This window comes from Pseudomonas edaphica (assembly GCF_005863185.1).
Classification (GTDB): Bacteria; Pseudomonadota; Gammaproteobacteria; order Pseudomonadales; family Pseudomonadaceae; genus Aquipseudomonas; species Aquipseudomonas edaphica.
Map to the genome: position 1 here is coordinate 1 of NZ_VBVZ01000081.1, position 15,296 is coordinate 15,296.

The window sequence follows — 15,296 nt, forward strand, 5'->3', positions numbered from 1 at the left end:
GTTGGGCTGCGAAGCGGCCCCAGTACAGGCACGGCAATTTTGCTGAAAGTACTCAGCGTCTGTTTTTGGGGCCGCTTCGCAGCCCAACGCAGGACAAGCCTGCTCGCCACAGGAGAAATAGGCTGCTTTTAAAAGTTGCGTAGATACCTATGCCGCGCCGCCGCCGGTAGGTTGAATATTTTTATCAGGGCTGGAACGCGCCAATAAAGATCGCCGGGTCGACCCGCGCATCGTTAAGGCTGATGTTCCAATGCATATGCGGCCCGGTTGCACGGCCAGTGGAACCGACCTTGCCCACCACCGCGCCGCGTGCCAGTTGGTTGCCGACTTTTACGTCGATCTTCGACATATGGCAGAACATGCTGATAAAGCCCTGGCCATGGTCGACGAACACGGTGTTGCCGTTGAAGAAGTAATTGCCGGTGAGGATCACCTTGCCCGCCGCCGGCGTCTTGATCGGCGTGCCCGCGCCCACGGCAAAGTCCAGGCCCGAATGCGGGTTGCGTTCCTCGCCATTAAAGAAGCGGCGCACGCCGAACTTGCTCGACAGTGGCCCGTTGACCGGTTTGTCCAGCAGCAGGTTGCTCGGTGTGTTCGGGCTGAAGCTGCGGTAAGCCTTGAGCTGCACGGCCAGTTCGCCCTCGATGCGCTTGAGTTGCGCCGGGGCCGGGTTCACCTGGCTTTTGTTCTTCAAGGTGATGTGCTGTTCGGGGTATTTCTTGAAGCCCACCACAAACGGCAAGTTCTGCCCGCCGCTGGTGATGCGCTCGGTACCGGGTTTGACGGTCAGCGGGATCCCGACAATCGCCAGCCAGTTGTTCTGCTCCTTGACCACCAGCACCGGCCGGTTCTGGTAGGTGGCTTTAGGCGCGGCCGTTGAAGTGCCCAGGTCAATCACCGCGACGCCACCCGGCACCGGCTTGTTCAGCAACCGCGTGATGTAGCTGTCGGCGTGGGCGTTGAAGGTCAGGCACAAGAGCATCAGCAGGCTAAATAAACGTGGCATCAATCAATCCAGTAACGAAAGGGTGACGGGCGTCAGGTGGTTATCTTCCACCCGCACCTGCAATTGGCCTTCACCGAGGCGCGCAGTGAGGCGCTGGCCGGTGTGGGTTTGCGCGGCGTTGCGGATCGCCTGGCCGCGCTCGTCCAGCAAGATGCTGTAGCCACGGCCCAGGGTGGCCAGCGGGCTGACCACCTGCAACGTCTGCACCTGGCTTTGCAGTTGCAGGCGGCGTGCCTTAAGGCCTTCGCGCATGGCGCGGGGCAGGCGTTCTGCGAGGCTATCGAGGCGCTGGCGCAGCAACGCCAGTTGACGGCCGGGGTGTTGGCCTGCGAGGCGGGTTTCGAGGCGGATCAGGCGTTCGCGACGGGTATTGAGGCTGCGCTCGAAGGCGCGGCGCAGGCGCATGTCCAGGTCGTCCAAACGCTGGGCTTGCTGGCGCAGACGTTCGCCAGGGTGACGCAGGCGGCGGGCCATGCCTTCCAGGCGCAGGCGATCATGGCTCAGGCGGTTGCGCATCAGCATCACCAGGCGGCGGTGCAGGTTTTCGACTTGGCGCACCAAGTGGCTGGCATCTGGCGCGAGCAATTCGGCGGCGGCGGAGGGCGTGGGGGCGCGCACGTCGGCCACAAAGTCGCAGATCGACACGTCGGTTTCATGGCCGACGGCGCTGACGATGGGCGTCACGCAGGCATCCACCGCGCGGGCCACGGCTTCTTCGTTGAAGCACCACAGGTCTTCGAGCGAACCGCCGCCTCGGGCCAGGATCAACGCGTCGAAACCGCGCGCATCCGCCATTTTCAGCGCGCGCACAATCTGCGGGATGGCTTCGCGGCCCTGTACGGCGGTGGGGATCAGTGTCAGTTCAACGTTCGGCGCACGACGACGGAACACGCTGATGATGTCGCGAATCACCGCGCCCGTCGGCGAGCTGATAATCCCAATGCGCCGAGGGTGCGCCGGCAGCGGCACCTTGCGCTCGGCGCTGAACAGGCCTTCGGCGCTGAGCTTTTCCTTCAACGCGTCAAAGGCCAAACGCAGCGCGCCATCGCCAGCAGGTTCCACGGTGTCGAGGATCAGTTGGTAGTCGCCCCGGCCTTCGAACAGCGAGACCTTGCCGCGCACCTTCACCGCCAGGCCGTCCTTCAACGCCTGGCGCACCCGCGCGGCGTTGTTGCGAAACAGCGCGCAACGCACTTGGGCGCCGCTGTCCTTGAGGGTGAAATACACATGGCCGGAAGCCGGGCGGGCGAGGTTGGAGATCTCGCCTTCGACCCAGATATTGGTGAACACGTCTTCCAGCAACACCCGCGCGCGACCGTTGAGCTGGCTGACAGTCAGGACTTCGCGGTCCAGGCCCAAGCGGGCAAACGGATCTTTAATCATGAGGAGCGATCTTTAATCATGGGCGGCAGTTTATAGGCATTCGTGCAAGGTTTGGCAGAATTGCTCCACCAGTGCGCTCGGCGCCTGCGCGCAGGCAAGGGCCACGGTACTCAAGCAGTCCGGGTCCGCCAGGGACAAAAAGTGCAGGTTGGCCGGCGCTATGTCCTGCATGGATTTTGGTAACAGGGCAATACCGAATCCGGCCTGGATCAGTTGCAACTGCGTGGTTTTGCGCGACATCACCCGCGCCGCCTTGGGGAAAAATCCTGCACGCATGCACAGCTCGGCCGACAGATAACTCAGGCCGCCGCGTTGGGGATGGGGGATCGAGATAAACGCTTCGTCCTTGAGTTGCTCCAGTTCGATCGGGTTATTACTGCGGGCCAGCGAGTGATTGGGCGGCACAGCCAGCAACAGTTGTTCGCTATATAAAGGCACCACGCGCACGCCTTCGCGCTGTCGCAGCACCGGTAACCGTAAAAGGCCGACTTCCAGGCGCCCGTCGGCAATTTCTTCAAGTTGCGCCTCGGAAGACAGTTTGACGATATCCATCGATACGCCGGGGCAACGCTGCAGCCAGGTGCTGATGCCATGCAGCAATGGCCCGCTCATCGGCACGGTGCTCGAATGGCTCAGGCGCAGGGTGCCAAGCTGACCCTTGCCAACCAGGGTGGCCATCTCGCTGGCCTTGAGCAGCTCGCTCAGCAGGTTGCGCGCCCTCGGGTAAAAGGCTTCGCCCGCCGCCGTCAGCCGGGGCTGGCGCGCGGTGCGTTCAAACAAAGGGGTTTGCAGCTGGGTTTCCAGCGCCTTGATCTGGCGGCTCAGGGCCGATTGCGCCACGAACAAACGCTCGGCGGCGGCGCTGAAGCTGCCGCTGTCGGCGATCTCTACGAAGTAGCGCAGTTGGCGGGTCGAGATCACTTGTCATGCCTTTTCAAGATAAGTGGATGGCTTTGAAGATATTAGTCGCAACACTCGGCGATGGCTAAAGTGTTGGTTATCTCTTTCAAGGAATACGACATGAGCCCGGTTGAGCTGATGAGCCAGTGGTCGTTCAGTGGTGTCGATTGGCTGGTCATCGGCCTGGGTGTGGTGCTGGCCTATATCGTCTTCGGTATTGCAGGCTTTGGCACGGCGCTGGTGGCGGGGCCGATCCTGATTGTGTTTATGCCGCTGTCGAAGATTATCCCGCTGCTGGTGCTGCTGGATTTTGTCGCGGCCTTTGGCAATCTGCTGCAATCGCGGCGAGACGTGAACAAGCCCGAGCTGCTCTGGTTGCTGCCATGCATGGCCATCGGTTGTACGCTGGGTGTGATCTTTCTGCTCAACCTGCATTCGGATCTGTTGCTGCTGCTGATGGGGGTGTTTATCAGCGCCTATGCGATCTACAGCTTGTCGGTGAAGGCGCGGCCCACCCAGCTTTCCAAAGGTTGGTCGATTCCAATGGGCATCGTCGGCGGCCTGTTTGGTGCGCTGTTCGGCAGCGGCGGCTTTTTATATGCGATCTACCTCAACAGCCGTTTGCCCAAGGATGCGGCGCGGGCCACGCAAAGTGCGTTGATCAGTTGCAGCACGGTGGTGCGCTTGAGTCTGTTCCTGATTGCCGGGGTGTATGCGGACTTGCCGTTGCTGTTGTTGGCGCTGTGCCTGTTGCCGGCGATGGCCCTGGGGCTGTGGTGTGGGCGCAGGTTGACGATGCGGATGTCCCGCGAAGCCTTTGTGCGCTTGGTGACATGGTTGGTGTTGGCCAGTGGGATTGCATTGATTGGGCGGTATTTGAGCACTTGACCTGTGTGGGGCAGGGATTAAGCTGCCAGGCTTCAAGGCCTCATCGCAGGCAAGCCAGCTCCCACAGGTGAATGCATTCCAAATGTGGGAGCCGGGCTTGCCCGCGATGTCGGCAGTCGCCACACCGCAGGGCTCCCAAGCACCATGAACTCCCAAAGCATCCTTGTCCCCAAAATCTCCACCTTGCCCGTCCACGAACCCCGCGCCCGGGCCATCGTGCGTTGGCTGGTGCGCAAGAACATCATCAAGGAAGAGCTGACCACCTGCGGGCGCACCGGCAACCGCATGGCCTACGCCCTGGCCGACGGCGCCCGCGCCGTGGTGCTGCACCCCGAAGCGCTGCCGTTCAACGAGCCGATCAATGGCCTGGAGATCATCTACAAGCGCTGCATCTACACGCCGGCCAAGGGCTTTCTCGAAGAGGCCGGCTGCCCGGAGTGCCTTAAAGAAGTCGGCGAGGCGCTGTTCGAAAGCCTGGAAGACTGGATGCCCGGCCACACCGATAACTTCACTTGCCCGTTGTGTGGGCATGAAGATGACATCAATGGGTTTCTGTTCCTGCAGGAATGCGGCTTCTCCAACCTGGGTTTCATCTTCAACAACTGGGCGGAGGCAGGGTTCAAGCAGAGCTTTATCGACGAATTTGCCGACTGGCTGGACCAGAAGATGAGTTGGGTCAGAGTCGAGCTTTAATCCGATCATTCCCACGCTCCCGCGTGGGAATGTATCCCGTGACGCTCCGCGTCACCATTGCGCAAGGTTGAAGCCTTGCGCTGACCCCGGACGCGGAGCGTCCAACGAGGCATTCCCACGCGGAGCGTAGGAACGATCAAGCCGTGAGTTTTATCCATCTATCAGTATTACCAAGTTTGTCAGAGTTTTACATTGAGCCCGACAGGGTGCATGTATATAATGGCGCGCTTCCATTTTCCCGCTCGGGAGCCCCCGCGATGCTGCGTATCAGCCAAGAAGCTCTGACATTCGACGACATTCTCCTAGTGCCCGGTTATTCCGAGGTGCTTCCTAACGAAGTCAGTCTCAAGACCCGCCTAACCCGTGGCATCGAGCTGAATATTCCTCTGGTTTCCGCTGCCATGGACACCGTCACTGAAGCCCGTTTGGCAATTGCCATGGCTCAGGAAGGCGGCATTGGCATCATCCACAAGAACATGACCATCGAGCAGCAAGCTGCCGAAGTGCGCAAGGTCAAGCGTTACGAAGCCGGTGTGGTGAAAGATCCAATCACCATCGAAGCCGACGCCACCGTGCGTGATCTGTTCGACCTGACCCGCCTGCACAACATCTCCGGCGTTCCGGTACTGCACGATGGCGACCTGGTCGGCATCGTCACTTCCCGTGACGTGCGTTTCGAGAACCGTCTTGAAGTCACCGTCCGTGAAGTGATGACGCCTAAAGAGCGCCTCGTTACTGTCAAGGAAGGCGCCGACAAGAACGATGTGCGCGAATTGCTGCACAAGCACCGCATCGAGCGCGTGTTGATCGTCGACGACAAATTCGCCCTCAAAGGCATGATGACCGTCAACGACATCGAAAAAGCCAAGGCTTACCCGCTGGCCAGCAAGGATGACCAAGGTCGTCTGCGCGTCGGCGCTGCGGTCGGCACCGGTAAAGACACCGGTGATCGCGTTTCGGCCCTCGTGGCAGCCGGTGTTGACGTGGTGGTGGTCGACACTGCCCACGGCCACTCCAAAGGCGTGATCGACCGCGTTCGCTGGGTCAAACAGAATTTCCCTGACGTACAGGTTATCGGCGGCAACATCGCCACCGGCGCAGCTGCCAAGGCCCTGGCCGAAGCCGGCGCCGATGCGGTCAAGGTCGGTATCGGCCCTGGCTCCATCTGCACCACGCGTATCGTCGCCGGTGTAGGCGTGCCGCAAATCAGCGCCATCGCCAACGTCGCCGCTGCCCTTGAAGGCACGGGCGTTCCGTTGATCGCCGACGGCGGCATCCGTTTCTCCGGTGACCTGTCCAAGGCCATCGTAGCCGGTGCTTCCTGCGTGATGATGGGCTCGATGTTCGCCGGTACCGAAGAAGCACCAGGCGAGATCGAACTGTTCCAGGGCCGTTCGTACAAGGCTTACCGCGGCATGGGTTCGCTGGGCGCCATGTCCCAGGCGCAGGGCTCTTCCGACCGTTACTTCCAGGACTCCTCGGCAGGCGCCGAGAAGCTCGTACCGGAAGGCATCGAAGGCCGTGTGCCGTACAAAGGCACCCTGAGCGCGATCATCCATCAATTGATGGGCGGCCTGCGTTCCTCGATGGGCTACACCGGCAGCGCCGACATCGAAGAAATGCGCACCAAGCCAGAGTTCGTACGGATCACCGGCGCCGGCATGGCTGAATCCCATGTCCACGACGTGCAGATCACCAAGGAAGCGCCGAACTACCGCGTAGGTTGAGGCTTCCAGCAAAACGTTAAGTAACCGGGGCTGTTCTTTCAGCCCCGAGTTGTTTCTGATTCATTAGACGAGACTGACTTCATGGCCCTCGACATTCACGCCCACCGCATCCTGATCCTCGACTTCGGTTCCCAGTACACCCAACTGATCGCCCGCCGCGTGCGTGAAATCGGCGTGTACTGCGAACTGCACCCGTTCGACATGGACGACGAAGCGATCCGCGAATTCGCACCTAAAGGCGTCATCCTTGCCGGTGGCCCCGAGTCCGTGCACGAAGCCAACAGCCCGCGTTGCCCGCAAGCCGTATTCGACCTGGGCGTGCCCGTCTTCGGTATCTGCTACGGCATGCAGACCATGGCCGAGCAACTGGGCGGCAAGGTTGAAGGTTCCGAACTGCGTGAATTCGGTTATGCCCGTGTCGACGTGGTCGGCAAGAGCCGCCTGCTGGACGGCATCGAAGACCACATCGACGCCGACGGCCTGTTCGGCCTCGACGTGTGGATGAGCCACGGTGACAAGGTCACCAAGATGCCGGAAGACTTCCACATCCTGGCCAGCACCCCGAGCTGCCCGATTGCCGGCATGTTCAACGACGAGCGCGGCTATTACGGCGTGCAGTTCCACCCGGAAGTGACCCACACCAAGCAAGGCGGCCGTATCCTGTCGCGCTTCATTCTCGACATCTGCCAGTGCGAAGCCCTGTAGCCTCCGTCGAAAATCGCTGAAGACGCCATCGCCAACGTGCGTGCCCAGGTCGGTACCGACAACGTATTGCTCGGCCTGTCCGGCGGCGTTGACTCCTCCGTGGTTGCCGCGCTGCTGCACAAAGCCATCGGCGACCAGCTGACGTGCGTGTTCGTCGACAATGGCCTGCTGCGCCTGCACGAAGGCGAGCAAGTGATGGCCATGTTCGCTGAGAACATGGGCGTCAAGGTGATCCGCGCCAACGCCGAGGACCAGTTCCTCAACAACCTGGCGGGCGAAAGCGACCCAGAGAAGAAGCGCAAGATCATCGGCCGCACCTTCATCGACGTGTTTGATGCCCAGTCCAACAAACTGGACAACATCAAGTACCTCGCCCAGGGCACCATCTACCCTGACGTGATCGAGTCGGCTGGCGCCAAGAGCGGCAAGGCCCACGTGATCAAGTCCCACCACAACGTGGGTGGCCTGCCGGAGGAGATGAACCTCAAGCTGGTAGAACCACTGCGCGAACTGTTCAAAGACGAAGTCCGCCGCCTGGGCCTGGAACTCGGCCTGCCGTACGACATGGTCTACCGCCACCCATTCCCAGGCCCGGGCCTGGGCGTGCGCATCCTGGGTGAAGTGAAAAAGGAATACGCCGACCTGCTGCGTCGCGCCGACCACATCTTCATCGAAGAACTGCGCAAGGCCGACTGGTACCACAAGGTCAGCCAGGCGTTCGTGGTGTTCCAACCGGTGAAATCGGTGGGTGTTGTGGGTGATGGCCGTCGTTACGCGTGGGTTGTTGCGCTGCGTGCCGTAGAGACCATCGACTTCATGACCGCGCGTTGGGCACACCTGCCGTACGAGCTGCTGGAGACTGTCAGCGGCCGTATCATCAATGAAATCGAAGGTATTTCGCGCGTGACGTATGACGTGTCGAGCAAGCCGCCGGCGACGATTGAGTGGGAGTGATCCTGCGCTAGCAGGTGAATGCTGAATAACAAAACCCCGGCCATGTGCCGGGGTTTTGTGTTTCTGGAATACGCCAGATCAAACAACACTGATCGAAGTGTGGGAGCGGGCTTGCCCGCGATGAGGGCCTATCAGGCAACACATCGATAACTGACAGGACGCCATCGCGGGCAAGCCCGCTCCCACATTTGATCTTCTTTCGGCTTTAGCGCCGCGCAATATCCGAAAAGTAAAACTTATCCAACGTATGCCGCGACTCGGTGTACTCGAACTGCCTGCCATCCTGCAAAAACGTCTGGTTGCTCACCACAATCACATGGCTTTGCCCATCCAGATCCAGATGCGCCTGGTCGTCCTTGCTGCGCGGCAGGGCTTCGATAGTGCGCTGCGCGTAGCTGATCTGCAGCTCCAGCGTCTGTTCGATAAACGCATAGATCGACTGCTCGGCGATGTCGCGGTCCAGGCCGGGGATCAGGTCAGCCACAAAGTGGTTGATGTCCAGGATCACGCGTTTGCCGCCGATGCGCCGTACCCGTTTGATGCGGGTAATCAGAGCGCCGGGCGCGGCTTCGATGTGTTGCAGCAGCGAGCCTTCCAGCGGGAACTGGCTGAATTCGACCACCTCGGTGCGTACGTCGTCACCCAGGTCGGCGTGGGTTTCGTGGAAGCTGACGATGCCGCCCAGTTGGAACTCAATGGGGTTGGGCGACAACACAAACGTGCCCTTGCCGTGGATTTTTTGCGCAAAACCACGCTCCTGCAACTGCTCGATGGCGCGGCGTACCGTGCCACGGCTGGCCTGGTAGGCGTCCATCAGTTCGGTTTCGGAGGGAAGGCGCGTACCGCGTTGCAGGCGTTCAGTGGTGATGCTGGCAAGCAGATCTGTATAGATCTGGTTGTATTTGCTCATGGGGATGGCTCTGTGCCCGGCTTGATGAAGGTGAACGGCGGGTTCAAGGCAGGAACCTTAGTGGCAGAGGTGGGCTTTGTCCATTGGACCTGCGTGGAATTAGGGAAATGTCTGACTTCAAATTCAGAAATTTAAACTTTATGTAACTCGTACAGACGAGTTATTGATTTAACTCGTACATACGAGTACTTTTGCCCACGGCGTGCTGCCAATGACTGCCCCCAAATAAAAAAACCAAAGTGGAAACCAAGCATGAGCCACGACTATTCCAATATTGCCCGCGAGATTCTCGAGAACCTCGGGGGCAGCGACAACCTTGAGCAAGCCGCCCACTGCGTGACCCGCCTGCGCCTGGCGCTCAAGGACCCGAGCCTGGTCAACAGCAGCGCGTTGAACCAGGTCGATCTGGTCAAGGGCTCGTTCTTCACCGGCGGCCTGTTCCAAGTGGTGATCGGCCCCGGCGAAGTGGAAAAGGTCTATGCCGCCCTGCGTGAGCAGACGGGTCTTGCGGCTTCGACCATCGCTGACGTCAAGCAGAAGGGCGCCGACAAGACCAACGCCATGCAGCGTCTGGTGCGTGTGTTCTCCGACGTGTTCATGCCGATCCTGCCCGCGCTGATCATCGCCGGCCTGCTGATGGGCGTGAACAACCTGATGGGCGCCAAGGGCATGTTCATCGAGGGCCAGACGCTGCTGGAGGCGTATCCGAACCTGGATGGCCTGTGGAGCCTGATCAACCTTATGGCCAACACCTCGTTTGTGTTCCTGCCGGCGCTGGTGGGCTGGTCGGCGGCCAAGCGCTTCGGCGGCAGCGAAATCCTCGGCATCGTGCTCGGCCTGATGCTGGTGCACCCGGACTTGCTCAACGCCTGGAACTACGGCAAGGCGGTGGCCGGGCTCGATGGCCAGAGCTTGCCGTACTTCGATATTTTCGGTTGGTTCAAGATTGAGAAGGTGGGTTATCAGGGCCAGATCCTGCCGATCCTGATGGCGGCCTATGTGATGAGCGTGATTGAAAAGTGGCTGCGGGCACGCGTGCCAAACGCCATCCAACTGCTCGTGGTGCCGATCACCACCATCGTCGTCACCGGCGTGCTGGCGCTGGCCATCATCGGCCCGGTGACCCGTCACCTCGGCATCCTGATTACCGAAGGCGTGGTCACCCTGTTTGACCTGGCGCCGATGGTTGGCGGGGCGATTTTCGGCCTGTTGTACGCGCCGCTGGTGATCACCGGCATGCACCACATGTTCCTCGCCGTGGACCTGCAACTTATCTCCACCCAGGGCGGCACCTTTATCTGGCCGATGATCGTGATGTCCAACCTGGCCCAGGGCAGCGCCGCACTGGGCGTGTTCTACATGACCCGCAACGCGCGGGACAAAAGCATGGCCTCGACCTCGGCGATTTCCGCTTACTTCGGTATCACGGAACCGGCGATGTTCGGCGTGAACCTGCGCTTCAAATTTCCGTTCTATGCCGCACTGCTCGGCTCGGCGCTGGGCAGCATTTTCCTGTCGCTGAACAAGGTGACGGCCTCGGCCATCGGCGTGGGTGGCTTGCCTGGGTTTATTTCGATCATTCCGCAGTTCATCCCCAGTTTTGTGATCGGGATGGTCATCGCCATGGTCGTGCCGTTTGTTCTGACCTGTGCGTTGAGCATGAAGATTGTGCGGCCGGGGTATCGCGTCGCTTGATCGATCGCTATCGCAGGCAAGCCAGCTCCCACATTTGAATGTGTTCACACATCAAAGTGGGAGCCGGGCTTGCCCGCGATGAGGCCCTCAAAGCCAGCACACAACTCAATTGAAGGAACCCACCATGCAAGACTGGCAAGACTCGGTGATCTACCAGATCTACCCCAAAAGCTTCCACAGCCACGCGGGTAACGCCACCGGTGACCTGCTGGGCATCGTGGACAAACTCGATTACCTCAAGTGGCTGGGCGTGGATTGCCTGTGGATCACCCCGTTCCTGCGCTCGCCGCAACGCGACAACGGCTACGACATCAGCGACTACTACGCCATCGACCCCAGCTACGGGACCATGGCCGATTGCGACCTGCTGATCAGCGAAGCGGCCAAGCGCGGCATCAAGCTGATGCTCGATATCGTGGTCAACCACACCTCCATCGAGCATGAGTGGTTCCAGCAGGCGCGCAGCAGCCTCGACAACCCGTACCGCGACTTCTATATCTGGCGCGACCAGCCGAACAACTGGCAATCCAAGTTCGGCGGCTCGGCCTGGGAATACGAGGCGCAAACCGGCCAGTACTTCCTGCACCTGTTCGACCATACCCAGGCCGACCTCAATTGGGACAACCCCAACGTGCGCGCCGAGGTGTACCAGTTGATGCGCTTCTGGCGTGACAAAGGCGTGGGTGGCTTCCGCCTGGACGTGATCAACCTGATCTCCAAGCCTGCCGATTTCCCCGAAGACAACACCGATGGCCGCCGCTTCTACACCGACGGCCCGAACGTGCATGAGTACCTGCAGGAAATGCACCGTGAAGTCTTCGAAGGGCACGACCTGATCAACGTCGGCGAGATGTCGTCCACCAGCCTTGAGCACTGCATTCGTTATTCGAATCCGGCGTCCAAAGAGCTGTCGATGACCTTCAACTTTCATCACTTGAAAGTCGATTACCCGAACCTGCAAAAGTGGGTGAAGGCCGACTTCGACTTCCTGCAGCTCAAGCAGATTTTTTCCGACTGGCAACTGGGCATGCAGGCCGGTGGCGGCTGGAACGCGCTGTTCTGGTGTAACCACGATCAGCCGCGAGTGGTCTCGCGTTTTGGTAACGACGGCGAGTACCGCGTGGTCTCGGCCAAGATGCTCGCCACTGCGCTGCACTTCCTCCAAGGCACGCCGTATGTGTACCAGGGCGAAGAGCTGGGCATGACCAACCCGGGTTTCGACAAGATTGAGCAGTACCGCGATGTCGAGACCCTGAACATCTTCCGCCTAAAGCGTGATGCCGGTGAGTCCGAGGCGTCGAGCATGGCGGCGATCATGCAGAAGTCGCGCGACAACAGCCGCACGCCAATGCAATGGAACACCCAGGCCAATGCCGGTTTCAGCAGCGGTGAACCGTGGATCGGCATCCCGGCCAACGCGGCGCAGATCAACGTCGAAAGCCAGCTGGATGACCCCGATTCGGTGCTGCATCACTACCGCGCGCTGATTGCGTTGCGTCGTCACGAGCCGCTGATCCAGGAGGGCGTTTATCGCCAACTGCTGCAAGACCACCTCCAGGTCTGGGCGTATCTGCGCGAAGGCGATGGCGAGCGCTTGTTGGTACTCAACAACTTCTACGGCACACCCTGCGAAATCCAACTGCCGGAAGGCGTCATCAGTGCGGCGAACGAGCAACGCCTGCTGATCAGCAATTACCCCGACTGCCCGTTGCGTTCGAGCACGGTGGTGTTGCGCCCGTATGAATCGTTTGTGCTGCACCTCAAGGACTGAGACCCGCTGCATCCCCCGTATGGGAGTGCGGGGGCGCTTCACCAAAAAACATAATAAAAATATCGGAGTGCTTCATGAAAACAACAATAAAGCTGGGCCTCATTGCTTCATGTCTTACCGCACCTTTTGCCGTTCAAGCCCTGGAGTTTGCCGGCTACTTGCGCAGCGGCGCGGGGACTTCAACAGGCAGTGGCAAGCAACAGTGTTTCCAACTGCCGGGGGCGCAATCCAAATACCGCCTGGGCAACGAATGCGAGCAGTACGCCGAACTCGAGTTGCGCCAGGACCTGTTGACCCTCGACGACGGCTCGGTGCTGAGCGTCGATGCCATGGCATCGCTGTACAACAAATACGACCGAGCCCTGAAGTTCCAGGGTGAGGACAACGGCTCGGCGCGCATGCCGCAGATGTACGCGCAGTGGTCCAACCTGCCCAGCCTCAATGGCGGCTCGGTGTGGGCGGGGCGCCGTTACTACAAGCGTAACGACATCCATATCTCCGACTTCTACTACTGGAACCAGAGCGCCACGGGCGGCGGTGTCGAGGACGTTAAAATCGGCGACCTCAAATACAGCTACGCGCTGTCGCGCAAGGACAACCTCTACCAGAAAGAATACGCCACCCGTCACGACTTCAACGTGGCAGGCTTCAAGACCAACCCCGGCGGTGAGCTGGAGTTTGGCTTGAGCTACATCGAAAAAGCCGGAGGGCGTGACGCCAACAGCGGTTGGGCGATCACCGCGCAGCATGTGCAAAAACCGTTTCTCGGCGGCAAGAACAAATTCGCCTTGCAGTACGGCGAAGGCCCCGGCACGGGTTTGGGCTATACCGGCGATACCGTCTTGGACAAGAGCAGCAAAAGCTACCGCGCCGTGGAGTTTTTCGACTGGCAGGTGACGCCGCGTTTCGGCGGGCAGGTCGAGGCGGTGTATCAAAAGGATATTCGCCCCGGCAGCCAGGACCAGACCTGGATGTCCATCGGTGTGCGCCCGGCATATGCCATCAGCGAACAGTTCAAACTGGTCACCGAGCTTGGGCATGATCAAGTCGAGGCTGCCGGTGGTACGCGCAAGCTGAGCAAATTCACCTTCGCCCCGACCTGGTCGCCCAACGGCCCGGATTTCTGGGCACGGCCGGAAGTGCGGTTGTACTACACCTATGCAACCTGGAACGAAGCGGCCAAGCGTGCGGCGAACGAACTGGCGGCGGGCTCGGCGTTGTCCGACACCGGCGCCTACGGCACGGCGCGGCATGGCTCGAATGTGGGTGTGCAAGTCGAATACTGGTGGAAATAGCTCGGTTTTAAGTGAACGCTTTTTAGGTGGGAGCTGGCTTGCCTGCGATAGCAACCCCTCGGTCTTACTGAGACACCGAGTCGCCGGCATCGCAGGCAAGCCAGCTCCCACAGTGGATCGTCGTTCGCCCTATGATTTTTACAGAACAAAACAGCAGGTGAAGTCATGACCACAACTCAACCCCTGGAACTGCTGGCGCCCTTGTCCGGGGTGCTGCTGGCGCTGGACCAGGTGCCTGACCCGGTGTTTGCCAGCCGCATGATCGGCGACGGCCTGTGCATCGATCCCACCTCGCAGACCCTGTGCGCGCCGTTGGCCGGGGTGATCAGCAATATCCAGGACACCGGGCATGCGGTCAGCGTCACCGGCGACAACGGCGTGCAGGTGCTGATGCATATTGGCCTGGACACGGTGCACCTGGCTGGCAAGGGCTTCACCCGTCTGGTCGAGGAAGGCCAGCGGGTCGAGGTCGGGCAGCCGTTGATCGAGTTTGATGCCGACTACGTGGCGCTCAATGCGCGCAGTTTGCTGACCTTGATGCTGGTGGTCAGCGGCGAGCCGTTTGTGTGGCTGGCATCGGGCAGTGGCGCGGTGGAGGTGGGCCAGCCGCTGTTGCACGTCTCACCCGGCCAGGCCGCTGAAACCGTGGGTGAGGAGGAGGGCGATGCACTGTTCTCCAAGCCGCTGACGCTGCCCAATGCCAACGGTTTGCACGCACGCCCGGCCGCCGTACTGGCGCAAACGGCCAAAGGTTTCAACGCCAGCATTTACCTGCACAAGCAAACCCAGAGCGCCAACGCCAAGTCATTGGTGGCGATCATGGCGCTGCAAACCGTGCAGGGCGATACCTTGCAAGTGAGTGCGGCGGGAGAGGATGCCGATGCGGCCATCAAGGCATTGGTAACCCTGCTGGCGCAAGGTTGCGGGGAGGCAGTCGAAGAGTCTGTTGCGCCTGTTGAAACGCAGTCACCCGAGTCATCGGCGACCTTGTTGCGCGGCGTGTGTGCTTCGCCCGGCTCCGCGTTTGGCCAGGTGTTTCAAGTGGCGGAACCCGAGTTGCACATCGAGGAACAGGGCGCGGGTGAATCCGTTGAACACGCTGCACTGAGCCGCGCCTTACTGGTAGCCACCGAAGCGCTGCAAGTGTTGCAAGACAAAGCGGTTGGCAGCGCCCAGGCGGAAATCTTCCGCGCCCACCAGGAACTGCTTGAAGACCCGACCCTGTTGGAGCAAGCCCATCGCCTGCTCACCGAAGGCAAGAGTGCTGCCTTTGCCTGGAACAGCGCCACGGCCGCAACCGCCAAGCTATTTCTCGGCCTGGGCAGTGCGTTGCTGGCTGAGCGCGCAGCGGATTTGGCCGATGTTGGCC

General features: G+C 60.5%; 11 protein-coding genes and 1 pseudogene. 8 read left to right on the forward strand and 4 right to left on the reverse strand.

The window, feature by feature from the left end:
* Nucleotides 1–184 precede the first annotated feature (184 nt).
* Genes FEM54_RS07895 through FEM54_RS07905 form a run of 3 tightly spaced genes read right to left on the reverse strand, consistent with a single transcriptional unit; the run spans nucleotide 185 to nucleotide 3,310 of the window.
* Complete coding sequence (locus FEM54_RS07895; protein ID WP_138450310.1) at nucleotides 185–1,006, reverse strand: peptidoglycan DD-metalloendopeptidase family protein; 822 nt, start codon at nucleotides 1,004–1,006, stop codon at nucleotides 185–187.
* A 3-nt stretch (nucleotides 1,007–1,009) separates the two neighbouring features.
* Nucleotides 1,010–2,389 carry an exodeoxyribonuclease VII large subunit gene (xseA, locus tag FEM54_RS07900; protein ID WP_138450312.1) on the reverse strand — a complete coding sequence of 460 codons (1,380 nt, stop codon included), beginning with the start codon at nucleotides 2,387–2,389 and terminating at the stop codon, nucleotides 1,010–1,012.
* 30 nt (nucleotides 2,390–2,419) lie between these two features.
* Nucleotides 2,420–3,310: a LysR family transcriptional regulator gene (locus tag FEM54_RS07905; protein WP_138450313.1), complete on the reverse strand. Its 891-nt coding sequence runs from the start codon at nucleotides 3,308–3,310 to the stop codon at nucleotides 2,420–2,422.
* Nucleotides 3,311–3,409: 99 nt separating this feature from the next.
* Between FEM54_RS07905 and FEM54_RS07910 the strand changes: the two genes are divergently transcribed.
* The 4 genes and pseudogenes from FEM54_RS07910 (at nucleotide 3,410) to guaA (ending at nucleotide 8,256) form a co-directional block, all read left to right on the forward strand.
* A complete protein-coding gene (locus FEM54_RS07910) occupies nucleotides 3,410–4,177 on the forward strand; it encodes a sulfite exporter TauE/SafE family protein (protein ID WP_138450315.1) in 768 nt (255 codons plus the stop codon).
* 144 nt (nucleotides 4,178–4,321) lie between these two features.
* Entirely contained in the window at nucleotides 4,322–4,870 is a 549-nt protein-coding gene (locus FEM54_RS07915; RefSeq protein WP_017134675.1) for a hypothetical protein, read from the forward strand.
* Between the two features lie 257 nt (nucleotides 4,871–5,127).
* On the forward strand, nucleotides 5,128–6,597 hold the full coding sequence (gene guaB, locus FEM54_RS07925; protein WP_016977684.1) for an IMP dehydrogenase: 1,470 nt from the start codon (nucleotides 5,128–5,130) through the stop codon (nucleotides 6,595–6,597).
* Between the two features lie 81 nt (nucleotides 6,598–6,678).
* Nucleotides 6,679–8,256 (forward strand): annotated as a pseudogene (gene guaA / locus FEM54_RS07930) (glutamine-hydrolyzing GMP synthase).
* A gap of 205 nt (nucleotides 8,257–8,461) precedes the next feature.
* Here guaA and treR read toward each other — a convergent pair.
* Entirely contained in the window at nucleotides 8,462–9,166 is a 705-nt protein-coding gene (gene treR / locus FEM54_RS07935) for a trehalose operon repressor (RefSeq protein ID WP_017139697.1), read from the reverse strand.
* 252 nt (nucleotides 9,167–9,418) lie between these two features.
* On the opposite strand from treR, the gene treP reads away from it, so the two are divergent.
* The 4 genes from treP to FEM54_RS07955 all read left to right on the forward strand — a co-directional run.
* On the forward strand, nucleotides 9,419–10,861 hold the full coding sequence (gene treP, locus FEM54_RS07940) for a PTS system trehalose-specific EIIBC component (RefSeq protein ID WP_017139698.1): 1,443 nt from the start codon (nucleotides 9,419–9,421) through the stop codon (nucleotides 10,859–10,861).
* 124 nt (nucleotides 10,862–10,985) lie between these two features.
* Nucleotides 10,986–12,632, forward strand: coding sequence for an alpha,alpha-phosphotrehalase (gene treC / locus FEM54_RS07945; RefSeq protein WP_138450317.1), 1,647 nt, complete (start codon nucleotides 10,986–10,988; stop codon nucleotides 12,630–12,632).
* 74 nt (nucleotides 12,633–12,706) lie between these two features.
* Nucleotides 12,707–13,927, forward strand: coding sequence for a maltoporin (locus FEM54_RS07950; protein WP_138450319.1), 1,221 nt, complete (start codon nucleotides 12,707–12,709; stop codon nucleotides 13,925–13,927).
* Between the two features lie 165 nt (nucleotides 13,928–14,092).
* Nucleotides 14,093–15,296 (forward strand): glucose PTS transporter subunit IIA (locus tag FEM54_RS07955; RefSeq protein WP_138450321.1); only part of this gene is annotated, 1,204 nt, incomplete at its 3' end.